25 protein-coding genes and 1 pseudogene are annotated in these 24,088 nt (G+C 65.6%); 4 read left to right on the top strand and 22 right to left on the bottom strand.

All coding sequences use genetic code 11. From position 1 onward, the window contains the following. The first annotated feature begins 39 nt into the window (after positions 1 to 39). The 3 genes and pseudogenes from istA to I3K84_RS19325 all read left to right on the top strand — a co-directional run. A complete protein-coding gene (istA, locus tag I3K84_RS19335; RefSeq protein ID WP_196995156.1) occupies positions 40 to 1,584 on the top strand; it encodes an IS21 family transposase in 1,545 nt (514 codons plus the stop codon). Between the two features lie 34 nt (positions 1,585 to 1,618). Next, complete coding sequence (istB, locus tag I3K84_RS19330; protein WP_196995183.1) at positions 1,619 to 2,356, top strand: IS21-like element helper ATPase IstB; 738 nt, start codon at positions 1,619 to 1,621, stop codon at positions 2,354 to 2,356. Positions 2,357 to 2,509: 153 nt separating this feature from the next. Further along, positions 2,510 to 3,313, top strand: a pseudogene (locus tag I3K84_RS19325) (integrase); the annotation flags it as partial. A gap of 63 nt (positions 3,314 to 3,376) precedes the next feature. On the opposite strand, the gene I3K84_RS19320 reads toward I3K84_RS19325, so the two are convergent. From I3K84_RS19320 to I3K84_RS19215, 22 genes are all read right to left on the bottom strand, one after another. Beyond that, positions 3,377 to 3,712: an isochorismatase family protein gene (locus tag I3K84_RS19320; RefSeq protein ID WP_231403488.1), complete on the bottom strand. Its 336-nt coding sequence runs from the start codon at positions 3,710 to 3,712 to the stop codon at positions 3,377 to 3,379. A gap of 319 nt (positions 3,713 to 4,031) precedes the next feature. Continuing rightward, complete coding sequence (locus I3K84_RS19315) at positions 4,032 to 5,150, bottom strand: IS630 family transposase (RefSeq protein ID WP_231403305.1); 1,119 nt, start codon at positions 5,148 to 5,150, stop codon at positions 4,032 to 4,034. 47 nt (positions 5,151 to 5,197) lie between these two features. Beyond that, positions 5,198 to 5,386, bottom strand: a complete 189-nt coding sequence (locus I3K84_RS19310; RefSeq protein ID WP_005408893.1) for a hypothetical protein — start codon at positions 5,384 to 5,386, stop codon at positions 5,198 to 5,200. Between the two features lie 144 nt (positions 5,387 to 5,530). Further along, the gene (locus I3K84_RS19305) at positions 5,531 to 6,355 is read right to left on the bottom strand and encodes a hypothetical protein (RefSeq protein ID WP_003098941.1); all 825 of its coding nucleotides are present in this window, start codon (positions 6,353 to 6,355) and stop codon (positions 5,531 to 5,533) included. A gap of 347 nt (positions 6,356 to 6,702) precedes the next feature. Then, complete coding sequence (locus I3K84_RS19300; RefSeq protein ID WP_003116828.1) at positions 6,703 to 6,981, bottom strand: hypothetical protein; 279 nt, start codon at positions 6,979 to 6,981, stop codon at positions 6,703 to 6,705. A 97-nt stretch (positions 6,982 to 7,078) separates the two neighbouring features. Beyond that, complete coding sequence (locus I3K84_RS19295) at positions 7,079 to 7,816, bottom strand: hypothetical protein (RefSeq protein ID WP_011804696.1); 738 nt, start codon at positions 7,814 to 7,816, stop codon at positions 7,079 to 7,081. An 83-nt stretch (positions 7,817 to 7,899) separates the two neighbouring features. Beyond that, the gene (locus I3K84_RS19290) at positions 7,900 to 8,586 is read right to left on the bottom strand and encodes a hypothetical protein (RefSeq protein ID WP_003116830.1); all 687 of its coding nucleotides are present in this window, start codon (positions 8,584 to 8,586) and stop codon (positions 7,900 to 7,902) included. A gap of 182 nt (positions 8,587 to 8,768) precedes the next feature. After that, entirely contained in the window at positions 8,769 to 9,161 is a 393-nt protein-coding gene (locus tag I3K84_RS19285) for a hypothetical protein (protein WP_003050375.1), read from the bottom strand. A gap of 21 nt (positions 9,162 to 9,182) precedes the next feature. Next, on the bottom strand, positions 9,183 to 9,404 hold the full coding sequence (locus I3K84_RS19280; RefSeq protein ID WP_003120032.1) for a hypothetical protein: 222 nt from the start codon (positions 9,402 to 9,404) through the stop codon (positions 9,183 to 9,185). 333 nt (positions 9,405 to 9,737) lie between these two features. Then, positions 9,738 to 10,295 carry a hypothetical protein gene (locus I3K84_RS19275; protein WP_023108433.1) on the bottom strand — a complete coding sequence of 186 codons (558 nt, stop codon included), beginning with the start codon at positions 10,293 to 10,295 and terminating at the stop codon, positions 9,738 to 9,740. Positions 10,296 to 10,538: 243 nt separating this feature from the next. Continuing rightward, entirely contained in the window at positions 10,539 to 12,149 is a 1,611-nt protein-coding gene (locus I3K84_RS19270; protein WP_038204406.1) for a DNA cytosine methyltransferase, read from the bottom strand. Positions 12,150 to 12,680: 531 nt separating this feature from the next. Beyond that, positions 12,681 to 14,702: a DNA topoisomerase III gene (locus tag I3K84_RS19265; RefSeq protein ID WP_033962290.1), complete on the bottom strand. Its 2,022-nt coding sequence runs from the start codon at positions 14,700 to 14,702 to the stop codon at positions 12,681 to 12,683. A gap of 275 nt (positions 14,703 to 14,977) precedes the next feature. Beyond that, positions 14,978 to 15,430 carry a single-stranded DNA-binding protein gene (locus I3K84_RS19260; RefSeq protein WP_003120036.1) on the bottom strand — a complete coding sequence of 151 codons (453 nt, stop codon included), beginning with the start codon at positions 15,428 to 15,430 and terminating at the stop codon, positions 14,978 to 14,980. 73 nt (positions 15,431 to 15,503) lie between these two features. Beyond that, on the bottom strand, positions 15,504 to 16,031 hold the full coding sequence (locus I3K84_RS19255) for a DUF3158 family protein (protein WP_196995182.1): 528 nt from the start codon (positions 16,029 to 16,031) through the stop codon (positions 15,504 to 15,506). Beyond that, positions 16,028 to 16,822, bottom strand: coding sequence for a PFL_4669 family integrating conjugative element protein (locus tag I3K84_RS19250; protein ID WP_003090099.1), 795 nt, complete (start codon positions 16,820 to 16,822; stop codon positions 16,028 to 16,030). The genes I3K84_RS19255 and I3K84_RS19250 overlap by 4 nt, the downstream gene beginning before the upstream one ends. Positions 16,823 to 17,252: 430 nt before the next feature. Beyond that, complete coding sequence (locus I3K84_RS19245) at positions 17,253 to 18,485, bottom strand: STY4528 family pathogenicity island replication protein (protein WP_023113902.1); 1,233 nt, start codon at positions 18,483 to 18,485, stop codon at positions 17,253 to 17,255. A gap of 3 nt (positions 18,486 to 18,488) precedes the next feature. Further along, positions 18,489 to 19,049 carry a DUF2857 domain-containing protein gene (locus I3K84_RS19240; protein WP_196995181.1) on the bottom strand — a complete coding sequence of 187 codons (561 nt, stop codon included), beginning with the start codon at positions 19,047 to 19,049 and terminating at the stop codon, positions 18,489 to 18,491. A 14-nt stretch (positions 19,050 to 19,063) separates the two neighbouring features. Continuing rightward, positions 19,064 to 20,743, bottom strand: a complete 1,680-nt coding sequence (locus I3K84_RS19235) for a ParB family protein (protein WP_196995180.1) — start codon at positions 20,741 to 20,743, stop codon at positions 19,064 to 19,066. Further along, positions 20,736 to 21,005 (bottom strand): hypothetical protein, encoded by a 270-nt coding sequence (locus tag I3K84_RS19230; RefSeq protein ID WP_003050422.1) that lies wholly within the window; start codon positions 21,003 to 21,005, stop codon positions 20,736 to 20,738. The genes I3K84_RS19235 and I3K84_RS19230 overlap by 8 nt, the downstream gene beginning before the upstream one ends. Next, positions 20,989 to 21,864 carry a ParA family protein gene (locus I3K84_RS19225; protein ID WP_003090095.1) on the bottom strand — a complete coding sequence of 292 codons (876 nt, stop codon included), beginning with the start codon at positions 21,862 to 21,864 and terminating at the stop codon, positions 20,989 to 20,991. Before I3K84_RS19225 ends, I3K84_RS19230 begins: the two co-directional genes overlap by 17 nt. A 42-nt stretch (positions 21,865 to 21,906) precedes the next feature. Beyond that, positions 21,907 to 22,119: an AlpA family transcriptional regulator gene (locus I3K84_RS19220; protein ID WP_003090093.1), complete on the bottom strand. Its 213-nt coding sequence runs from the start codon at positions 22,117 to 22,119 to the stop codon at positions 21,907 to 21,909. Between the two features lie 118 nt (positions 22,120 to 22,237). Then, positions 22,238 to 22,984 (bottom strand): hypothetical protein, encoded by a 747-nt coding sequence (locus tag I3K84_RS19215; RefSeq protein ID WP_003120040.1) that lies wholly within the window; start codon positions 22,982 to 22,984, stop codon positions 22,238 to 22,240. A gap of 450 nt (positions 22,985 to 23,434) precedes the next feature. On the opposite strand from I3K84_RS19215, the gene I3K84_RS19210 reads away from it, so the two are divergent. Next, the gene (locus I3K84_RS19210; protein WP_003098996.1) at positions 23,435 to 23,935 is read left to right on the top strand and encodes a DUF305 domain-containing protein; all 501 of its coding nucleotides are present in this window, start codon (positions 23,435 to 23,437) and stop codon (positions 23,933 to 23,935) included. The last annotated feature ends 153 nt before the right edge of the window (positions 23,936 to 24,088 follow it).

The following is a 24,088-nucleotide window of genomic DNA, read 5'->3' as shown; positions in this document are numbered from 1 at the left end:
CGCGGCATACGCTGCCCGGTTTTTTGACCGGAACCAGCGATGCCCACACCCAGGGTCACCATGAGCAAACTACGACACACACTGCAACTGCTGCACCGCGGGGCCTTGAGCACCCGTCAAATCGGTGCCGCCCTCGGCATCTCCAAATCCACTGTCAGCGAGATAGCCAGCTACGCGCGCGTGGCCGGCGTGGACTGGGCACTGGCCCAGAGCCTGAACGACGACGAACTCCAGGCCCGGCTCTACAAGCCACCCGTGGCGCGCGAGTCCCGGCACCTTGAACCCGACCACGCCCACATCCACCGCGAACTGCGCCGACCTGGCGTGACGCTGCAGTTGCTTTGGGAGGAATACCAGCAACAGCACAGCGGGCAGGCGTACAAGTACAGCGCCTTCTGCGAGAAGTACAAGGCCTGGGCCCGGCGCCTGCAGCGCTCCATGCGCCAGACCCACACGGGCGGTGACAAGCTCTTTGTGGACTACGCCGGCCAGACCGTTCCCGTGGTGGATGCCGACACTGGCGAGATACGCCAGGCCCAGGTCTTCGTGGCCGTGCTGGGCGCATCGAACTACACCTACGCCTGCGCCACCGCCAGCCAGAAGGCCACCGACTGGGTGGCCAGCATCATTAGCGCGCTGGAGTTCATCGGCGGCGTGCCCCGCCTGCTGGTGCCTGACCAGCCGCGCGCCCTCATGGCCCGACCCGACCGTTACGAGCCCACCGCGCACCGCCTGCTCGAAGAGCTCTGTGCGCACTACAGCCTGGCCGTGATGCCCGCGCGCCCGGCCAAGCCACGCGACAAACCCAAGGTGGAGGTCGCTGTGCAGGTGGTCGAGCGCTGGATTCTGGCCAGGCTGCGCCACCAGACCTTCTTCAGCCTGGCCGAGCTCAACCGGGCGATTGCCGCCTTGCTGGTGGACTTGAACCAGCGCGCGTTCAAGAAGCTGCCGGGCAACCGCACCAGCGCCTTCGCCGAACTCGACCGGCCAGCCCTGCGCCCCCTGCCGCCGGTGCGCATGCCCATCGCGCGCTTCAAACCCGCCCGCGTCAACATCGATTACCACGTTGAGCTCGATGGCCACTACTACTCGGTGCCCCACGCCCTGGTGGGTGAGCCGGTGGAGTTGCGCATCACGGCCGGCACGCTCGAAGTCCTGCATGGCGGCAAGCGTGTGGCCGCCCACGCCCTCAATCCCCGACGGGGTGCACACACCACCACGCCCGAGCACATGCCGGCCTCGCACCGGGCGCACCTGCAGTGGACGCCGGCCAAGCTCATCGCCTGGGGTGAGCGCGTGGGCGCGGCCACCGCCGCCGTGGTGCGCTGGCAGATGGAGCACCGCCAGCATCCCGAGCAGGGTTACCGCTCCTGTCTGGGCCTCATGCGCCTGGGCCGTGAGTACGGGGCTGACCGGCTGGAGGCCGCCTGTGCGCGGGCGCAGTCGATTCGCTCACCGTCCTACAAGAGCATCGCCTCCATCCTGGGCTGCGGCCTGGACCAGCGGCCGCTGGATGCACCGATGGCCGTGCAGGCGAGCCTGCCGCTGCACGAGAACGTGCGCGGGCCGGGCTACTACCACTGACACCGCGATACAGACAAACAAAGCACCAACGACCATGCTCAACGAACAGACCTTGAACCAACTGCGTGCCCTGCGCCTGGACGGCATGGTGGCCGCCCTCAGCGACGCGGCCACCCACCTCACGGCCAGCGAGCTGCCCTTTGAACAACGCCTGGCGCTGCTGGTGCAGCGCGAGGTGGACTGGCGTGACAGCAAGCGCCTGGAGCGCCTGTTGAAGGCGGCCCGCCTGAAGGTCTCCAGTGCCTGCCTGGAGGACATCGACTGGCGCGCCAGCCGGAGCCTGAGCCGGGAGGTCATCAGCAGCCTGGCCGGCGGGGACTGGCTGCGCCATGGCCACAACGTGCTGGTCACCGGCGCCACTGGTTGTGGCAAGACATGGCTTGCCTGCGCACTGGGGCAGCAGGCCGCACGCCTGGGCTTCTCGGTGCTCTACACCCGCGCGCCACGGCTGCTGCAGGAGCTGCACGTAGCCCACGGCGATGGCAGCCTGGGCAAACGGCTGGCGCAACTGGCGCGGCTGGACCTGCTCATCCTGGACGACTTCGGCATCGCGCCGATTGCCGCGCACGAGCGAAACGACCTGCTGGAATTGCTGGACGACCGGGTGGGCACGCGCTCGACGCTCATCACCAGCCAGTTGCCGGTGACGGCCTGGCACGCCTGGCTGGACGAGCCCACGCTGGCCGACGCCATCCTGGACCGCATCGTGCACGGCTCGCACAAGATAGCCCTCAAGGGCGAGTCGATGCGCAAGCTCACCAAGGCCGTCTGAGCCGGCCGCGCCGACCGCCATTCCACGCTGATGGCGGACACTTCGGCTACGATTTGAGCGTCACTCAGGACACCCGCGCAACGTGTCCGCCATCGCCTGGAACGCTGTCCGCGATGGGAATGGAATCACTGTCCGCCATCAGTGGAATGCGCAAACAAGGTGAGTTCGGCCTACAACCACGCCAAGTATGTTGAGCCGCGCCGCCGGATGATGCAGGACTGGGCGGATCGTCTCGATCTGCTCGAACAGGGCCAAGTGGAAGCGGCCAGCGCGCATCTGACGATGCGTATCGACGGGGTGCCGGCGATGGCGGAAACTGAGGACGTGGTGGACGCGGTCCCCATGGTGGCCGAGCCCGCTTCCCCTGGCGTCCCGCCGATGGTGGCCACGCCCATCGTCGTGACCCCGAACAGTGGCGAGATCACGTTCCAGCGGCTGTCGCAGGTGCCGCCACCGCCGACGCATGCTCCGGAGCCGGAAGTCTCCGCAATCCAGCGGGAGCGCGAGGAAATGCTGGCCATGTACGAGTCGCCGAACAATCTGCCGGTGCCGCTGTTCGGCAAGCTGGCCGGAAAGTCCAAGGACCAGATCAACCGGGAGCTGAAAGCCGGCAAGCTACTGTCCATCAGCCTGGGCAATCGGGGGCAGCGGGTTCCCGACTGGCAACTGGTGCCGCTCAAGCACAAGCTGGCTCAGGTGCTCATGAATCAATGTCCGCGGGCGGACTCGTGGGATCTGTATCGCATGCTCACCCGGCCACATCCGGACCTGGGTGATCGTGCCGCCATCGACATCGTGACGCCAAGCAATCTGGGCATGGTCGTCCGGGTCATCGCGGCCACCCACCAGCAGACAGGTGCGTCTGAGGCTGGCTTGCCGCCGAGGCTCATCCCCGAGGACGTCCAGCAGAGCGTTCGTCGGCTGGTGGACAGCGCTGCGATGCTTGAGACGGCGTAATCCGAGGTTCGACGGTACCGTGGCCAGCGGCACCATTCCTGTCGCTGACCACTGCATTTCGCCTTATTGCAACGATGTGCCCGAGCGCACCACGACGGCGTACAGATCGGCAATCGTCGCCAACGCGCCCTCATGCAGCACCTCGGCCGACACATTCACCACGCCCCTTCGGATGGGCCGCGTCGCGCATGCATCGGCCACCATGGTGGGCTGGTTGCCGCGTAGAAACGCACCCTCGGCGGTGAACGTCACGCACATGTGAGTCATTAATCCCATGACGATGACCTGTTTGTTACCGGCCGCCTCAACGCGCTCGCCCAAATCGGTGCCGACGAATGCATTGGGCGCCGTCTTGACGACCACGGGCTCGTTGGACAGCGGCGCGACGGCGGGATGAATCTGCCGATCTTGGCGGCGAGGTCGTAGGGCGAGCCCTCTCCACCATCGTGAACGACATGGATGCTGTTGGTGCCGGCGGCGCGCGCCCGGGTCAACAGTTCAGATGCCGAAGCCAGCGCCGGCTGCCAGCCGGCCAGTTCCATGACGCCGCGCGTGTAGGTGTTCTGGTAGTCCACGAGGATCAAGGTGGCACCGTCTAACGTGGCCGGTGTGGGGTCCAGTCCGTTGAGCTGGCGCAGCGTGGTCGAGGAGTTCATGGTTGTACTTCCTTGAATGGGAAATGGAGGATCCGGCCATCAGAAATGACCGCCTCGTCATGCTAGTGTAGTGTTGCATTCTGTTTGGAACTTAATCGGCTATTGGCGCGGATGACCTTTTGCAGGATGTCGCGAGCGTTCTTGGTCCAGATGAACGGCTTGGGGTTGGTGTTGTGATGCGCGATGTACTCATCGATGGCCGAGACGAGTTCGGGCACGCTGGTGAACACCCCGCGGCGTAGCCGGTTCTCGGAGATGTCGCGAAAGAAGCGCTCGACCATGTTCAGCCACGATGCCGAGGTCGGCGTGAAGTGCATGTTGAATCTGGGGTGCTTGGCCAGCCACTCCTGCACAGCTGGATGCTTGTGCGTGGCGTAGTTGTCGGCGATCAGATGCAGCGTCTTGTCCTTGGGCGTCTCCCGATTGATTTGACGCAGGAACTTCAGCCACTCGATGTGGGTGTGGCGCTGCTGGCACTGGCCGATGACCTGACCGTTGAGCACGTTGAGCGCAGCGAACAAGGTGGTTGTGCCGTTGCGCTTGTAGTCGTGCGTCATGGTGGCCGCGCGCCCCTTCTTGAGCGGCAGCCCGGGCTGCGTTCGGTCCAGCGCCTGCACCTGGCTCTTTTCGTCGCAGCACAGCACCAGCGCATGCTCGGGCGGCGACATGTAAAGCCCCACGATGTCTTCGAGCTTTTGCACGAACTGCGGATCGCGCGAGACCTTGAAGCCGCGCACGATGTGAGGCTTGAGACCGTGGGCCTGCCAATGGCGCATCACGGTGCTGGCGCTGACGCCCAACTCAGCGGCCATCGTGCGCGTGCTCCAGTGCGTGGCCGCCTCGGGCTTGGTCTGTGTGGTTAGCTTCACAAGCTTGGCCACATCCACCTTCACCGGCGGTGCGCCGCGCGGCAAGTCGCGCTCGATACCTTGCAGCCCCAATTGCAGGTAGCGTTCACGCCAGCGCGCCACCTGCACGCGCCCAATGCCAAGCTGCTCGGCAATATCCTTGTTTTGCAGCCCCTGCGCGGCCAGCAGCACGATCTGGGCGCGCTGGGCCAATCTGACGCTGGTGCGCTTGGAGCGCGCCAGCCGGCTCAGCTCGCTTTCCTCTTCATCCGTCAACACAATCGTCGGGGCAACTCGCAATTTTTCACTCCAATGCAAACCGTAGTAGAGCATTGGAGCGTGGTTGCTCAATTAAGTTTCATTAAGAATCAAACACTACACTAGTGAGAGAGTGCAACGCGCACCATGGCAATGTTTCCTGCCCGTTGATCGCAGCTTTGCATTGCTGCTAAAGGGCCCACTTCGGCTCTTAGCGTACGATTTTTTTCCGTTTTCTGAGACGACCCCTGATTGGCGATGGCTTCGGTCAGCACGGGGCGCAGGTCAGCGCCTTTGAATCGCAGTGACATGGATGAAATCTCCTGTGTGGAAGAATGAGAAAGGCCTCCATCCGATGGGATGAAGGGCCTGTAGTGCACGCGGCCGGAACGGCTGGAACGCCGTGGCGGATGCCTCGGGTCAGCCGCAGGACCGCCTGGTTTCGCTGCGGGGCGTCATGCCGGGACGGCCTGGCGCTTGCGGGCCGCTTTCGCGTCGAGGATGCTCACGTCGATCTGGCGCCAGCGCCCGTCGTCGATGAGCCTCTCCAGCACTTCGCCGAGCATGTCGAAATACACCTCGTCGTGCCGATCGACCAGTTCGACCGATTCACCGTTCTGACGGTGCAGTTCCACCACGTAGGTGTCTCCGCCGCGGTCGTAGAGGATCGTCACCCGGCCCTCGAACTTCGCGGTCGAGACCGTGAAGCTGATCGCCGGCGGGGTCTCGATGATCTTGGAGGGCGTGGGATCGACCCAGGTGAAGTCGCGGGCACCGGCATCCACCAGCATGTGGGTGATGCGCCGGAAGCGATCGGGGGCCGGCATCTCCTCCAACTGCTCGATGAGCTGGCCCAACTCCATGCACTGCGGCGTGGGAATGGGCAGCTTGGCCGGCGCCGAGCCGAGGATGTGCCTCGTGATGGTGTACGGCGTGCCGTCCGAAGTCTCCTCGGTGATGACCTCCGGCGTGTCCGCGCGCAGTCCGTCGAAGCGACGACGGGCATAGGGTTGGACATGCACCTTGGCGCCTTCGGCAGGAACCGTGGTCACCAGGCTGGGATCGAGCACCGCGAACTCGGAAGGCTTGAGCTTGACGACGATGGCATCGTCGGTCGCGGCGACCACCTTGCCGTCGAAGGGTTGGGGGTCGATGGCGAAGCCCAGCGTTGAGGACAGCGGCTGATCATCGAACACGCGGTACTTGAACGACCGCACGTTGCGGGGCACATGGCCTGCGACCAGCGAAGGCATCATGGATTTGATGAGGGAACGATCCATGGGGAAACTCCTTGAGGAAAAACAAGGGATTCCCCGCCCGCAAGGGAGAGGTCCCTTGTGGGTGGACTCCTTGAGGAAAAACAAGGGATTCCCCGCCCGCAAGGGAGAGGTCCCTTGTGGGTGGCGTGGATGGACGCGGTAGGTCCGTAGGAAGAAACGACCAGCACGGTTTCCCGCGCTTGCAGCCTCGAAGGTCTCGACTGCCTGGGCATGTGCCGGCAACGCCGACGAACATGGGGCAAGCATGGCCCTGGGGCGGTCTGCCTGCCCGCAGGAAACGGCACCGCACCACAACCGTTTTCCTGTGCTGCGGGCAAGAAAAAGCCCCTCGAAAGGGGCTGGAGGAATCAGGCTTGGTACACGAAGTAGTGCTCGCGCTGACGCGGAAAGAACACGTGTTTCCACGTGTCGCCGCTTGTGTTGCCACCGTCGAAGACGACCATTTCGTAGTCGTCCACGTCGGTGTCCACCAGGTCGGCGCTGGCGATATGGCGCATGTGCAGCGTGCCGCTCATGCGCTCGAATACCAGGATCTGGCCGATGGCATCTTCCTGGCTCATGGCGTTGACGCAGGCTCCGAGTTGGTGCTCGAAGTCGGATGCGGGTGTGATGAGGTCGGGGAACATGGGATCGCTCCTGTGAAAGTGCGCCGGCCCGGCTCTCTGGCGGGAGACCGGGCCGGCATGCGGTGAGGACAAGGAAGGCCGGGGATGTGTGTGGCGGCTATTCGCCGGCCAGCGATAGGCCCGGCAACACGGGTGCGTCGGCATCGAGGATGAGGATGCGCACGTCGGCCTGGCCGGCCAGTTCAAGGATCTGTGCCAGCTCGACCGGCATGCCCTTGCTGCGGTGCTCCTGCCGAAGCTGCTCGGCGGCGATCCCCTCGACGTCCTGCAGGTGCTGGTCCGTCCAGGGCGTGGAGATCAGCTTGACGCCGATCGCCGGGCTGTAGGGAATCCGGAACGCGATGAACAAAAAGGCCTCCGGCGTCGCGAGGTCAGCCAGGTTGGCCAGGTACTGGCCGGTTTCGCGGCTGATGTGCGCGCTGCTGATTTCCCAGCACCGGCTGTAGTAGCCGGTCTCGAAGCTCAACCGCTGCACGACTTCCCGTGCGGCCTCGGCCGAATAGGTGTCGCCAATGTGGACGGGGCGGCCGTCGAAGTCGTCGCCGTGGATCGCGTACACCACGGCACCCACCATGCCTTCGCCGCTGCCCCCTTCAGCCGCGTCGCATTCGGCGATCAGTGCGGCGCCGACAGGTTCGGTGCCAGTCCTGACCACCGCGAAGTCGCTGGTGATGATGCAAGGAGAAGAAACCAGCGCCGCGTCGCAGAGGTGCTGCTGGCTCGGGTGGATGTTTCGCCAGAAATGCGGGCTTCCGTCCTCGTAGCTGATGGACAGCGTGCGGACGATTTTCAGATTCCAGTAGCCGCGTAGAAAGGGATTGGGATTCTGGGACATGGGATTTCTCCAACAGAATAATGATGGAGCAAATCCCCGCCACCGGGAATTGACCCCGGTGGGTGGAAAGAAAGGAAACAGCGTCAGGTGACGCTGATCGTTGGCGTTTGGGCCAATCGCTCGGCGACGCGCCGGCGCAAATTCATGCGGAATGGCTCGTCGCTGACGCCCGCCAGCAGATTGATGGTCTCCAGCGCGATCAGGGCCGAAGCCTCTTCGATGTCGGCGGCCACAATGGTCTTGCGCAATTGGTCGCCGAGCTGGAGGGCCTGGGAGGAGGAGCTGATGAAGCGGACCTCGCGGCTCAGGTAGCAGCCGTTGCCGCCGAACTCGAACAGCCGCGGCTTGCTGCAGTACCAGCAGCCCTCGAACTGGATGGCGGTCAGGTGGTGCCCGTCATCGAACCGGGTGGCGATCAGAAACAATGCGTCGAGATCGGCGGTGTCCTCGAACGAATGACGGTCGATCAAGTTCCCCAGCTCTTCGTCCTCATCGGCACGGAAGTGCACGGCGAGCAGTTCGAGCAGCGGCGGGATCGACAGCCCTTCGTCGTCCGGCATCGGAATACCGAGTTGCGTGGCCAGGTCTTCCAGGCCATCGAGCACGTCCGGCCATTGCGGATTGGTGGTCTCGGCGATCTGGGCGATGTAGGCCTGCCCGTTGCCGGGGTGGCTCTCGTCCAGCGCGAAGGCGCCGAACAGCGCCTGGATGACGGGCGTCACACGGTCGAGCACGAGAACGCCGGTGGCTTCGTAGTAGTTGTTGGCCATGAAGGCTCCTTTCGATGAATGAACGGAGCCAGCCCTTGCGGACGATGGCATCCGCAGGGGAAACCGCCTGATGCCGGATGGCGCTGGGCGGGGAGAAAACGCGAGGGACATGGCCTCGAACGAGGCGCATGTCCCTCATGGGGTCCCGTGAACGCAGTGATGAAGGTGTGCCAGGGACCGGCTCACCAACCGCTGTAGTTCAGCAGCAGGTCGGCGATCACCTGGCGACGTGGCAGATCGAGGCCGTCGAAGTCCGACAACCCGTTGAAGTGGCAGCGCTTGAGCATGGCACCGCCCTCGCGCGCGTTGTAGAAGCTGACCATCGCGGACAGGAACATGCGTTCCCCGCTGCTCAGGACGCCGAGGGCGTCGTTGAGGCGCAGCATGTCGGGACGCAGATCCCACTTGCTCTTGGCCTGGTTCAGACCTTCACGGGTGCCATCGCCAAACCATTGCGGGCCGGCGATCTCGACACCACGCTTCCATGCCTCGAAAAAGGCTTGGGGCGCGGCGCTGAAATGCCGTTCTTCCCGAACGATCTGATCGACGACTTCCTGTGGCAGTAGCTGGTTCATGACGTGATTCCTCCAGTTGGATCAGGGAATGGCGAGCTGGGACCAGCCGCCTCTTTCGAGGGCACGTTGAGCCGCGGCATGGCTGCGGAAGTACTCACGAGATTCCCGCGAGACGGGACCTTCGGTATCGCGCGTGCCGATGTAGTGGCCGGCGGCGCTGTGCAGGACTTCGAGCGGCAGGAACTTGCCGCAGTAGGTCAAGGCCAATTGACCGAATCGGCCGAAAGAGGCTTGCTGGGACATGGATGGGCTCCTTGGAAAAGCGGGGCCCTGTCCCTCACGGGATGGCAGCTCCCGCACGCGGTTGAAAAAAAGCATCAGCGTCTTGGGGACGCGCGTCCGCGCAATGGATGCGATGCGGACTGGTGGGTTGCGCGGAGAGAACCCCGCGGCAGCCTGAAACCCTGGCTGCTGGCATGTGCTGACGAATCAGCGAACATGCGGACAGCTTCGTGAGGGTGCCGCGCCACGTCAGTTGGAAATCGGCATCTGGTCCAGCCCCGATTGATGTGCGCAGGGACAAAGAAAAGCCCCGCAACGAGTGCGGGGCGGTCATGACGGTGCGGTGAGGCTGGATCAGCGGGGCTTGTCGCCCAGGACATGCTGCTTCCAGATGGCGAATGCCTCGTCCGCTGGCAGCTCGGCCAGGATGACGATGGGCTGGTCCTGTCGGCTGCGCAGCTTTGCGAAATATGCCGCGCGTTCGGCAATGGCCTTGAGCTTGATGCCCTTGAGGAACAGCAGCCGGCCGTCCTTGATGAACAGCACCTTGTTGCCGATGTCGCGGTTGAACGCGGTGCGCAGCTTGCGCTCTGCGTGCATGGCATCGGCCAACTGGTCCACGAGGAAGTCGAGCGTCATGTCGATGAGAAGTGGCTCGTCGTCCTCGCGCTCGACGTCGAGCGATGCCGGCGGCAGGCTCTTGGCAAATTCCTCGGCTTGGGCCAGCAGCGCGGCCTGGCCTTGCAACGCGCGCACGAACGTCGAGCCGCCGTGTCCGTCATTGCGGGCTTCGGCGATGGGCCTGCCGTCGAACATGACGGTGGCGGTGAAGCACAGCGTTTCCTCGCTCGCGAAATCCGCGACCTTGAGGTTCTTGAGCGTGATGCGGTCTTGTCGGGTGATGGTGTCCATGGAAAGTCCTGATATCGACCGGGTTGACGACACGCCCCTGACGGGACGCGGCATACATCCCGTGGGTTGGAGGAAGGTGGCATCGATGCCCGGTGGGCAGCGTTCGCCGGAGAGATGCCGGGGCGAACTGGCGGGTGGCGTGGGAGGAACCCACGGCAGCCTTGACACCCTGGCTGCTGGCTGTTGCCGATGCGTCGGCAATGCAGGAGAGAGGATCACGCGGCCCGCCGGCCGCGTCGTGCATCAATCCGAAGCGCTCGATCCCGTCTTGTGCAGGCACTGCACCAGCCGCTGGCCCAGCCACGCGACGCACGGCACGGCCATGGAGTTGCCGATCGCCTTGTAGCGCGGCGCGTCGGCGGAGGGCCTGCCGCGGTACGGCACCAGCGTGTAGTCGTCGGGCATGCCTTGAAGCCGCTCGCATTCGACCGGCATCAGCCGACGCACCCGCCACTGCGACCAGTCGCCCGGACCGGGGTTATTCCAGTCGTAGCGGAAATGTGCCTCGAAGTCCGGTGCCAGCACATGGGGCTTGTCGGCACCGCCGCTGCTGGTGCGCAGCGCGGTCGAGACGCCATCGCCCAGTTCAGCGGCCAGGCCTTCGGTGCGACCGCGCAGCGCCACGCCGATCACCATCGGCCGGCCTTGGCCCGGCTTGCCGCCACCCGTGGAGAGCGTCCCGGCAAGCTGGCCGTGGCCGGATTCCAGCCGCAGCTCGCCGCGCGAGTTCTGCGCGAACGCGATGGCCGGCACCACGCCGGCGTTCGCGTGGCTGAGGCGATGTCTGCCGGCACGCAGCGTCGGTGCATGGTTCGTCGTCGCATCCGCCCCGCAGCCCTGTGCGGTGAAGGCAATGATCGGCACACCCTTGCCGGTGCCGTCCTCGCTGCAGCCCTTGCCGCCGTTGGCGGTGCTGAGCGTGTGGCTGATGCTGCCCGCGATGGACTGCGCCACGAAGGTCTCGACCTCGAAGTCGTTCTTCGGGCCGGGCGCCGCGGTCAGGCAGGCCGCGACGTCGATGGGTCCTGCGGTGTTGCCCCCGCCGAATCCGAACGTCACCGTGGCCTTGCCGTAGGGCTGCTTCAGTCCTGCATATCCCGAGTACCAGCCTGCTGCCGCAGCGCCCGATCCAGCAGCGCCGGCAGCGTCTTGCCACGGCGCGAAGCCCGGCGAAGAATCCCCGCGCAGGCCTGGGCGCTCAAAAAGTACCTCGGCGGGATCGACGCCACCTCCACCACTTGCCACAAGAAACACGCGACGGCGCCGTTGGGCGACGCCGAAATATTGAGCATCGAGCAAGCGCCAGGCGATGCGGCGCCGGGGTCCAGACACACAACCTGCGTGCGCCCATTTTTGCCCTGGCGGTTCGAGCGCACGGCTTTCGCCGGCCAGTGCGCCCAGGAAGTGTCCGAAGGCGTTGCTGCAGTCGCTGAGGACGCCGGGGACGTTTTCCCAGACGAGCGTTGCCGGCGGGCGGCGGTCTTGGCGGCGGGTTTGGTCGATGGCATTTGCAAGCTCCACATAGGCAAGGGTCAGGGCGCCGCGCGGGTCAGCCAGGCCACGGCGGGCGCCGGCCACGCTGAACGACTGGCACGGCGTGCCGCCGACCAGGAGGTCTGGCGCGGGCACGGTGCCGGCGCGGACCTGGCGGGCGATCGTGGTCATGTCGCCCAGGTTGGGCACGAGGGGGTTACGGTGGGCGAGCACGGCGCTCGGGAACGGCTCGATCTCGGCGAACCACGCGGCTTCGAGGCCGAGCGGTTGCCAAGCGAGGCTCACGGCCTCGATGCCGCTGCAGACGCTGCCGTAGAGCAGCGGCGTGTTGCGTGGCGGTGCGCAAAGTTTCGGGTGCATGTCGGTCTCCTGTTCGTATGGCGCAGGGCCATCGCCCTGGCCGGGGCGTTGAAAGGCAGGAGAAAGGCGCCGAAGGCCCCAGGGGCCTTCGGCTCGGGAGGAAAGAAGAACCACCCGTGGGCTGATTGGCAGGCCCGGTCGTCGCTAGAACCGTCTGCTCATCCAGCAATCACACCCGGCCCATGTCGTGGCTGGGGCCGGCATCGTCTGGCGCACATCCGCGCACAAAGGGAGCCCGTTTTTGCGCCGGCGGGCACCGGCACCGAATACCGCTGACCACGAAGGGTCTCCGGGTGGCTCGCACAGGCAAGCCATCGGGGGACCCTTCGCAGCGTGCGGAAGAGATGCGGACGGGGAGAACGCGCGGGGTGCGGTTCGCGGAGAAGCTACCTTCAGGTCCCGCGGCCGGGGGCGGCTGAACGGGACGCGCACACGGACAAGAAGGCGTTGCGCGCTGGGCGTCCCGCAGGGCATGCGGAACACGGGCCACGCCGCCGATGGCGGGCACGGCTCACGGGGAACGGGGGTCGGTCAGGAGCCTTTGCGGCCGCTCTTGCGTGGGCGCGAGGCACCACGCTTGGACGTGCCGGTTTCGACCGGCAGCGTGCCTTTGCAGTCGGGATAGCGACTGCACGACCAGAACGGGCCGCTCTTGCCGGTGCGTTGGCGCGTGGGCGCGCCACACTGCGGACAAGCCGGTCCTTGGGGCACCTTGATGGACAGGGACGTGCTGCCGTACTGCGCGATCAACTGCGAAATCCATGCAGCCTGCTTGCCGATGAACACATCCAGGGTGAGTTGTCCGGCCTCGATCATGTCCAGCGCCTGTTCCCAGACGGCGGTGGTGCCGGGGTCGGCAATCGCCGCGGGCACGGCGTCTATCAGCGTGAGCGCCGCATCCGATGCGCGGATGGAGCGTCCCTTCTTCACGATGTAGCCGCGGGCGATCAGCCCGCTGATGATGTTGGCCCGGGTCGCCTCGGTGCCGATGCCCGTCGTGTCCTTGAGCTTCTGCTTCAGGCGCGGGTCGGTCACGAAACGCGCAACGCCCTTCATCGCCTTGACCAGTTCGCCCTGGGTATAGGGCTTGGGCGGCATCGTCTTGAGGGCCTTGATGTCGGCCCCGGCGACCTGACATGCCATCCCGTCGCGCAATGCGGGCAGCACCTGGCTGCGCGGGGCATCGCCGTCCTCGTCGGCGCTGCCTTCACGTTCTGGCTCGGCCAGCACCAGGAGCCAGCCCTTGACGACGACCTGCTTGCCCGTGGCCACCAGCTTCTGCTGGCCGCAGGAGAGGTCCGCCACGGTGCGGTCGAACTCGTGGTGCGGGAGGAACTGGGCCAGGTAATGCGCCCGGATCAGCCGGTACACCGCCTGCTCCTTCTCGCTCATGGCGGAGAGGTTCGCGGGTTCGAGCGTCGGGATGATGCCGTGGTGCGCCGTCACCTTGCTGTCGTTCCAGGCGCGCGAGCGCTGGGCGCGGTCGAGCTGGCCCATGATCGGGGCCAGCGTGGGATCGGTCTTGAGCAGGCTGTCCAGGACCGTGGGCACCTCGGCGAACATGCTTTCGGGCAGGTAGCCCGAATCCGAGCGCGGGTACGTCGTGGCCTTGTGCGTCTCGTACAGAGCCTGGGCGATCTCCAAGGTTTCCTGCACGTCCAGCCCAAGCTGCTTGGAACAGACTTCCTGCAAGGTGCCCAGGTCGAACAGCAGCGGCGGGCCTTCGCGCACGCGCTCGGTCTCGACCGACACCACCTGGGCACTGCCCGCGGCGCGGATCTGTTGCGCGGCCTGCTGTGCGACGGGCTGCTGCAGGCAGCGGCCGGCGTCGTCGGTGCTGGCGTCGGGTGCCACCCACTGCGCGGTGAACGTCTGACCGCCTGCGGACAGGGACACGTCGATGGCCCAGTACGGCACGGACACGAAGGCCGCGATCTCTCGGTCGCGGTCCACCACGAGTTTGAGCGTCGGGGTCTGTACACGCCCGACCGACAGCACGCCGTCGTAGCCGGCCTGCCGCCCGAGCACGGTGAACAGCCGGCTGAGGTTCATGCCGACGAGCCAGTCGGCGCGCGAGCGCGCCAGCGCCGAGTAATACATCGGCAGCGTCTCGGCCGAGGGCCGCAGCTTGGCGAGCGCGGTGCGGATGGATGCATCGTTGAGCGCCGACAGCCACAGGCGTGCTATGGGGCCGCGGTATCCGCACAGGTCGATGATCTCGCGGGCGATCAGTTCACCCTCGCGGTCGGCATCGGTGGCAATGACGAGATGGGTCGCCTTCGCCAGAAGCGTTTTGACGACCTTGAATTGCGTGGCGGTCTGCGGTTTGACCTCGACCCGCCACTGCTGAGGGATGATGGGCAACTGCTCCAACGACCAGCGCTTGAGCGCCGCGTCATAGACCTCGGGTGCTGCCGCTTCGACGAGATGGCCGATGCACCAGGTGACCGTGACGCCGGAGCCGTTGAGGCAGCCTTCACCGCGCTGCGTGGCGCCGAGAATCCGGCCGATGTCTTTGCCCTGGGAGGGCTTCTCGCACAGAAACAGCCGCATGTCCGTCCATCCGCTTCCCGTTGTTCATGGAGTTGCTGGGATCGAGGATGCCGAGCGCCTGTTGGGGCAGCAGCAAACAAGCTGCATGCGGCAGCGACCGCTTTCACGAGATGGGATGGCTGAGGCGGGGATGGCGTGCGGCCGGCGATGTGCGAGTCGGGAGCCGCGATGTTCGGGAGCGCGTGGAAGCCGGTGGACGCTGGTGGCGCTGTCCCCTGGGGATAGCTCGCGAGGACATGGGGGGCGGCAACGTACTGCGGCCGCCCCCCGTCGGATCACTTCCTGCGCTTGGGCTCCTTCGGCGCAGCCGGTTCCTGGGCGGCCTGGGGCTTGGGCTGCGCGTCCTGTGCGGTCTCCTGCGATTTGGGGCTCAGGACGACGGACTCGATGCGGAACGGCAGGATGCCGACGCTGCGCGCGTTGATCTGCCAAGTCTCACGTGGCTGATCCTCGTTGTCGGTCCAGGGTTCGCGCTCCATGCGGCCGACGACCAGCACGCGCATGCCCTTCTGGTAGAGGTCCTTCCAGTGCGCGGCGTCGCGGTGCCAGATTTCCACCGGCGCCCAGAAGCCGCCGCGATCCTCATAGTCGCCGCCCTTGGTGGGAACGGGGTTGTCGAAATACACGTTCAGCCGCAACAAGCGCCGCGGTTCGTCGTTGCCGTTGGGGAACTCCCGGTACTCGGGGGGCGAGCCGATGTTGCCTTCGCCCGAAAAATGCGTGCTCATGGTGCAATCTCCTTGGTGGTTGAAATACCCGTGCCATGTCGGCGTCGGGCGCGTGCTGGGGTGCCCGACGCGATCACCGATCGCGCACTCCGGGGGGTATGGACGCGAGCCGGCGCAGGTAGGCGTCTTCCGCCTCGGCGGCCTTGCTGGCGCACTCCTGCGCCTGCCTGCCCAGGGTGTGCAACAGGCTGATCTGCATGTTCAGCGTGATGCGCTGCAGCTCGATCGCGTGCAGGTCGGCCAGCAGGTTGACCGGCGTGCTGGTGCTCGCCATCAGCTCCTGCCACAGGGCCACGCCCATGGCCGAGCGGTCGTGCCTGCGCCAGCGCAGGAACGTCGTTCCCGCGCCAGTGGTCTGCTGGGCCAGTTCCACGGGCAGCAGGTGGAAGGGATGCCCACTGGCCTGTTGCAGCACTTGTCGCTGCGCCAAGCCGATCAACTCGTCGCGCATGGCGAAGCACTGGCCGGCCCAGGCCTCCAAGTCCCCTTTACCTTTAAAAGGCTTTAAAAGGCCTTTTAGAGAGGCCGCGTGTTCCAGGCGCATGAAGGCTCCCTGTTGCAGGCCCCGGAAGTAGCGGGTCGGCTGGTTCAGATCGCTCATGCGGATTCGTCCTCGCCGGCAGTGGCTGCGTTTTCGGACGGGTCGGCAGCAGCGGCCGCATCACCATCGACGCTGGTAGCGGCTGCGGCAGGACTCTCACCGCGCTGTTGCAGACCACGGCGCACGATGGGTGGCGCAAACTTCGAGCGGCGCGTGCCTTCGAGCACGTCCTGCGGCAACTCGCCGAACTTCTCCAGCGCGGCCCGCGCTGCCGCATTCTTCGCCGCGAAATCGTCGCGGGTGCAGCCCGAATAGCGATACTGCTGGGCCAGCGAGAACAGGCTGCGCAGCGCGTGCGCGCCCTCGTTGAGCCAGCGCTCTAAGGTGCTGCGGTCGATCAGCGCGGTGTGGTGGGCGAGGATCAGCTTGCGCGCGATGTCGTCGTAGTCGGCCAGGAGATAGACAGCGGCAAAGCCCAACTGCGCATTGACGAACAGCGGCAGCTTGACGGGCTGCACGTTGAGGTTCTCGCCCAGGGTCAACGCGGCGGGCACGCCGGCCAGGGCCTGGTCCACCTGTTCGCGCAGCGTCTGCAGCGTGGTCTTGGTCTGGTCGAGCTTGTCCTCGATGCGCAGCATCCACCAGTCGCTGTACGGGTCGTCCTGCTCCGAGCCGCGCTTCATTTTGTTCATGACGGCGATGTAGCCGTTCAGGCCGACGATGCCCGGTCGCCCCTCGGCGGCGGCGCGGCCATGCCAGATGCGCGAGGCGTGGTGGGTGTGCAGCGTCAGCGACATTGCGCTGCGCAGGGAGCCGAGGTTGAGTTGCAATGGTTCGTTGCTGGTTGCCATGGTGATCGCTCGCTGGTGGACAGGGAGCCGCCAGCATCCGCATGCGGCGGAAGGCAGTCAGTCAACAAACCGAAATGAGCCGGCCCCCGGTTCTGTGCGCGCTGGCGGCGCAGCGCGCAACGGTCCCCTGGGGACCGCTCCGCAGATGGGCATTCACGTTGGCGCTCCGGGCCTCGGTCGTCGACGGGTTGCGTGCTGCACCGCACGTCGCGCTGTCGTTCGACACCATCCTTCGCAGCACGGCCGTCCCCAGGGGACCGTTCCGCTGAGCGCCATGGAGGTTTGCTTCATGGCCTTGCCAGGCGCTTTGCCCAGGTTTCGCGCAGCAGGTCGCGCCGTCACCCGGCGCTTCACCGCACAGCCGTCCCCAGGGGACCGTTTCTGCCGACCGCCATGGAGATCTACTTCACGGCTTTGACGAGCCCTGTGCTCAGGTCTTGCGCAGCAGGTCGCGCAGGCGCTCGATGTGCTGCCGGGCCACCTCGGGCGGCACGACGTTGCGCGGCGGCTCGGATGGTGGCGCTCGCGCCGCCGATGGTGTTGGCGGTGCCGGGCCGGTCTGCTTGGCCCACGCATTGAACTCGCCGCGCATGGCGCGCTGGATGATGCCGAACAGATATCCGGCGGGGTTGCGGATGCCATGCTTGCCGCACCGTGCGGCCCATTCGTCCAGCACGGCCTGCCCCAGGGCAGCGTCCACCTGCTGCAACGCCATCCTGGCTCCGGCCTGCTGTTCCGCCTTCAGTTCCGCGAAGCGCTTGGGCCATTGCAGGTCGCCCAGCGCACGCGCCTGCGCGGTAGTACGTACTTCATTAATACGACTACTACGTACTGTACGGTCCTGCTTCGGATTCCGAAGAGCGCCGTCTGGCGCGGGTTTCGGCCCTGCTTCGGATTCCGAAGAGGGGCGTTCGCCATTCCGAAGAAGGCTCGCGGGCCCTTCTTCGGAATCGTGGATCGCATCCTCCTGTGGATAACTTTGAGTGGCGGTGATGCCCTGGTCGGCCAGGCGCTCGGCGAGCACTTGCAGCCGCGACGGCAAGGTGCGTCCGGACAACATCGGGTCGTCCGCGATCTCCTGGAGGGTGTTGAGTCCCACCACCTGAACGGCCTTGGCCGAATGCCCCAGCGACTGGCTGACCAGGGCCAGGTAGTCGGCGTCGAGCTGCATGGCCTCGAACGGTGTCAGGGGTTCGTCATGCAGGACGTAGAGGTTTCCGAGGATGCGGCCGGTCTTGGGGTCGCGCCGTCGTCGCACGAGGCTCAGCCAGCGCGTCAGGCGCAGCAGCGTCAGCGCCCGCGCGACGGTCTCGTGGGAGGCTTGTCCCGCGCAGGGCATGGACGCCAGCCAGGGGCGCAACTGCTCATAGGTCGGGAACGCCGTGACGCCGTCGTCGTTGAGCATCAGCCGGAACACCTGCCAGGCGTTGCGCTCCAGCGGTGTCAGGCGGCGGTCGAGGAACAGCCGCCGCGGCACGCTCTCGTGCCGATTGCCACTGAACAGGAAGGCGTCGCCGGACGCGGCAGGCGTGGGCACTGCCATGGGCGCTGGCGCGCTGGGATGTGGCTTGGGCGTGAGGTCCTTCAGCGCAGCGTCGAACAGGTCGGCGAGTGCGACGGGGCCTTGACGCGGGGCTCGTGGGGCGGTGTCGTCCACGGCCATGGCCTAGCCCAATCCCTGATCGACCCAGTTCCTGATCGCGGCCCAGACCACCGAGAGCGGCAGTGACATACCCTCGGCCAGGTCCATGGCCGCATCGAGAATCGAGGTCTCGTCCTCCAGATCGACGTTCCTGCTGCTGATCACGGCTTTCCATTGCCGCCACAGTTCGGTGTCCTGGGTCTCGTCCAGGACGGGGTGGCGCCCCTTGCGCTTGGGCAGGCCGAGGATCTCCCGCCGCAGGGCGACTTCCTGATGGGTCAGGCCATAGAAGCGGCTGACCATCTCCGTGCTGGCCCCCAGCCGCAGCATGCGATCGACCGTGGCGATTTCCTTCTCCACGTCCTGTGCCTGGTTGAGCAGGCGCTGCAGCACTTCGCGGTTGACCGTGACCGAGCACCACGAGACGCTGGCGTTGGCCAGCACGCTGATCAGCGCGGGGTGCTTGAGCGCATCCAGCTCGGCCTCGCCGAAGCCCATGGCCTTGCAGCGGCGCAGTTGGCCGTTGCGAAGGTCATACAGCGCCTGGGCGATCACGGCCTGGTTGAGCGGATGCGATGTGGACATGCGACCTCCCTCGCTCACGTCCCGGGCGCCGTGGTGCCGGCTTCCAGGTCCAGCAGACGCCGGGCCAAGCGCAGCAGCCGAAAGAGCTTGACCAACGCGGTGTCGCTCAAGCGCCTTGCGCCGCTGCCATGGCCTTGGCTCTGGCCGTGCAACAGGGTCGGCAGGTCGGCGGCGAGCTGCGCGCCGTCCAGGCCCGCTTCGGCGACGGGCTGACCCGTCAGCGAAGTGAGGAGCGTCAGCACCGCGCGGCCGAGCGGCGACGGGGCTTGGCCGCGGGCGCGGCACGCAAACCCGATGCCATCGGCGCGATCCTCGATGTACTCGTCCAGGCCTGCCTCCCCGGCGATCTCGCGCGCGAACTGCGCGATGTGGATGCGCAGCCGATCGGGCGTGTCCAGGCCGGCGTCGATGTACCAGACATCGGAGATCGGATAGAGTCCGCCGGCTTGCACCGGGATGGACTGCAACACGCTCGCCGAGAAGTCGGGCGGCAGCGCATCGCCCAACTGGTCGGCGACCATGCGCTGGATCGACTGCAGCCGTTCGGTCGTCGGTGCCGGCGAGACGATGTGCTCACGAAGCAGATCGCTCGGTGCAGCCGCCGGGCTTCCCGTGGCCGCTTCGCCAGCCGCCGTGTCGTCGTGGCGCAAGGTGGGCTCGGACGCCGGAGGGCTGGCGGGTGGAGGACCGGCCGCCGCTGCAGGCGTGGCGATGGACGATGCTGCGCCCGGCGGAGTCGGCGTGCCGGCGGTGGGCGAAGGCAACGCCGGCTGCGCCGCAGGTGGCGTCGGGTCACTGACCAGCGCCCGGTGGCGGCTTTCCGATTCGGTCAGGTCCAGCGCCAGCACGTCGTAGCCGATGCCCAGCAGCTCGGACATCTGGCCGATCAGCTCGTCTTGCACGCGCTGCGGCGCGAACTCGTCGCCCTGCGTGTCGAACTGCGCCAGCACCTCCTGAAAAAAGCTGTCGAAGTCCAGCGGCAGCGAGTGGTCCTTGGCGTAGTGCTCCCAGGTGCGTTTGCAGGCCGTGCGCATGACCGACAGCCGCTCGACCTGGTGGCGCCCAAGGCCGCCATAAAGCACGGTGGGAATGGCGGGCAGCAGGTAGCGCACCGCGTCGGCCATGCGGGTGATGTGCGACCGCTGGACGGGGAAGCCATCGGCCGCCAGGCGGCGGGCCAGTTCCGACTGGCTCAGGGCGGCGCCGCTCTCCTGCTCGTAGAACTCCCGTGCTTTCTCGACGCCGAGCGCGCGCTCGATGAACGTGAGGCCGCCGCGCAGTTCGTTCTCGGCAAGATGCCCGGTCAGCGCGACGATTTCACCGCGCTCCGGCCATGGTCGGAACAGACACGATATGCGGAAGAAGCGTTCTTCCTTGGTCTCCGACCAGAGTTCGCGCAGGATCGCCAGCCGCGTGTTGCCGCCGTTGCGGATGATGTAGTGGTCCCCGCCGGGCCGGCGCGTGATAGCCGGCGCCGCGTCCAGGCCGCGCTCGCGGATGGACGCCTTGATTTCCTCGTAAGCCGGGTTGCGCTTCATGCGCGGGTCATGGTCGTAGGGCCGCAACTGGTCCAGCGTCACGACCATGGGCGTGTCCGCGATCGGGTCGCTCAAGGCCGTAGCCGCTGGGCCGCTGCGCTCGAAGCCGGCCGCGAGCAGCTTGCCTGCCATGTCCTGCGAGGTCATGTCAGCCATGGCCGCACCCCTCGCAGTCCCCACGACCGCCGGCCGGCGCCATGCGGGCCTCTCGCTCGGCGCGGCGGATCTGCGCACGGGCGTTCAATTCGGCCCGGTGGTCACTCGCTGTCGAACTCGTGTAGATCGCCGCGCAGCCGGCCTTGGTGAACTTGAGGTGCCCGCCCGGCGTGCGCTTGACGTGCCAGCCCTCACCGACCGCGAACTCGATCAGGGCGCGCAGCCGCTTGTGGCCGCGGGCCAGCTCATGTGCGTTCGCCATGGGGCCTCCCAGGATCAAGAGGTCGCTGCGGGCGGCCGGATACTTGAGCCAGTCGGTCCTGCCATTGCGGGAACAACTCGCTGGCGAGCGCGCGCATCGTGTCGAGCGCGGCAGGGGCGACTCTGCCGGGCGGCTGGCGGTGCTCGACCCGATGCACCGGCAGGCCGCGCGTTGCGGCACGTGGATACGCTTCTATGGCCGGCACGTCGGTGGCGAGCACGCGGATGCCGGCGCTGTCCTGGAACAGGTCGCGCAGGGCCTGCTGGATCAGCCGTGCGTTGGCGGACACCGGGTGGACGCGGTTGATGAGCAAGTGCAGCGGCGGCGGTTCGATACCCAGGTGCCGGTACGGCGCAATGTCTTCGAGCAACTGCATGGTGCCGCGCCGCAGCTCGCGTGCCGCGAGGATTTCCGGCGTGACGGGCGACAGCGCGAGATCGGAGGCGAGCACCGCCATCTCCAGCAGCACGGAACGCGCGCCCTGGGTGTCGATCAGCACCAGGTCGTAGAGGGGAGCAAGTGCTGGCAGCAGATGCCGCAACCGCAGGCGGCCATCCGGCGCATGCAGCAACAACGTGTTCAGCTCGCCCCGGTGGTCGTTGGACAGCACCAGGTCCAGGCCCGCGATGATCGTGCGGGACACGAGCTGGCCAAGGTCGCGCTCGTTGAAGGCCAACAGCTCATAGATGCCGCCCGGCGCGCGCTGGGTCAGTTCGTAGTAGGAGGACAAGGTGGGCTGCACGTCGAGATCGAGCAGCAGCACGCGCAGGCCCGCGTCCGCGGCGAGCCCGCCCAGGTTGGCGGCCGTCGTGGTCTTGCCGACGCCGCCCTTCGTTGAAATGATGGACACGACCTGCATGGCGCTCTCCGGCTGGGAATGGGAAGTCCGCGGGAGAGCGGCTCAGGTCCGGTGGTTGAGGCGCTCGGCGATCCACTGGTCGATTTCGATCGAATCCCAGCCGACAGCGCGCACGCCCAGGCGCAGCGCCTGAGGGAACTGGCGCTTCTTCATCAGGTTGTAGATGTGGGCGCGTTTGAAGCCGGACTTCGCTTCGACTTCATCGAGCCGCAGGATGCGGCGCTCGTTCGGAGGGAGTACAGGGGTCTGCGACATGGCGGTCACTCCTGAACGCTCGGTGGCGTTTGTTGGCGTGACCTCTATTCAATAGACCTGGCTGCGGAAAGACATTGCAAATGCAATCTCCGCGATTGCACATACAAGCTGGATAACCTCATGCGCTTGCGCTACGAACGTACCTCTTAGCGTTGGCGAACTTTCCGTTTAAGGTGCGCTCAGTGATGCCCATGGTGCCGCCGTAGTGGGCGACCAATGCAGAGACAAGGGCCTCCTGCGTTTTGAAGCTGGAATAGGGCACGCCTGAAGGCGACTGGCTCAGCATCAGCGTCAACATCCCTCCAATGATGTTGAGATAGGTCGTTTCCGCCCGTTCGCTGATCTCGCATTGCTTGGATGCCAACAGCACCGAGGATTGCTTGAGTAGCGTGTCGTGCTGCTCCTGCAGTTCTCGCATCTCACGTCGGGCTTGTTCAAGCGCGGCCTGAAGGGCCAGCCGCTCCACGAGGATCGCCTGTCCTGTTTCCATGGTGATGAAAGGATGCGCCATGCGTTCGCCACGGCTGAACAGAAATCCTGGCCGGTGCTCGGGATAGTGGGTGCGCATCCAGCGTTTTAGATCGACATGGCGAACAGTCAGATCCAGAGAATTGAGCAGCTTCGGATCATTGAGCGTGATCCCGTTCTTGCCGTAGGGCAGCTCTCCGTTGAGGATGCCGTCATAGATACGTTCCGAGTGCAGCCGGCACTCATTCCATCGAGGGCAGTTCAGCGACCGAGGCAGGACACGCGGTGACGCGATCGTGGCCAGGATCATCGGGAGATACCGCAGCAACCCAGCCCATCGGATGGCCGCCTCGATGGGACGATAGAACACCTTTGATGTTGAAATGTCCTTGTGCATGTCTTCGTCTCCTTTCGGGTGCGCTACATCACCGGCTCCTTTCTTGCCCAAGGGCTGTTGTGTCGTTATGGCCTGCGACGGACGCTTGAGGCGATGCCCTAAGCGAAGGCGGAGGAGGCCATTGGCGTCCGCCGCAGGTGGCCTTGTCTTGCTTGATATGCAAGAATCGATCAGTTGCCGGCCCATCGAGCGATGAGGACGCAAGCTCGATATTGGCGCTCACGGTACCAGCGTCATAGGTGGCGCAAAGCCCATCAAGACCGATTTGGTATGGTCTGATATCCAGACGGTTCAAGACCAGCGAGTTGAAGCGTTCGACGCCCCTACGTCCAGTTGGTGACTGGAAATCAGCGGTTAGTGATGCATCGCTCCACATGCTGATATATCGACAAAGTATCTGCCGCAGTACCAGTGACCCTGCCAGGTTGCCCCAGCACATAGGAGACGGAGATGGCTGAACATTCCCATGAACATCAACATCACACATCCGGTCAGATGGGTAAGCACGGCCGACCATACGCCAAGTTCTGGGTGAACATGGTGTTGGGCCTCGTCGTCATGTACTTCGTAATGTTCAGCATGATCGACGGCGCCAGGGACTTCAGAAACAATCTCAACATGCTCTACATGGCGGTCACTATGTGGGCGCCAATGGGCATCTTCATGCTAGCGACAATGCCCGGCATGTTTCCAAACCGGCGGCTCAATCTCGTGCTGTACGGCTTGTTTGCCGTTCTCACACTCGGTTCTTTTGCCGCGACCCGTGCTCAAACCGGAATCGGCGATCGACAGTTCATCGCGTCTATGGTCCCGCACCATTCGGGAGCGATCCTCATGTGCCGCGAGGCGCAGCTCTCAGATCCGGAACTCGTCAACCTATGCCAAGCGATTTCCGATGGCCAGCGCGCGGAGATCGAGCAGATGAACCGGATTGCTGCACGCCTTCGTTGAGGCTGGCTGGGGGTGGTCGTACTTTTCGTGCAGATTGGTGCGCTTTCGCCTGAAGCCCAACATCCATGCGGGTTCCCGCGGGTCGCCACCCCCGCAAGCTGATCACTCAGTTGGGTTGACGGAAGCCGCGGCGGTACATTGACCGCCCACCTG

Origin of the sequence: Diaphorobacter sp. JS3051, from assembly GCF_015832135.1 — a bacterium.
Lineage (GTDB): Bacteria > Pseudomonadota > Gammaproteobacteria > Burkholderiales > Burkholderiaceae_C > Diaphorobacter > Diaphorobacter nitroreducens.
This window is presented reverse-complemented; position numbering and strand designations above follow the sequence as displayed.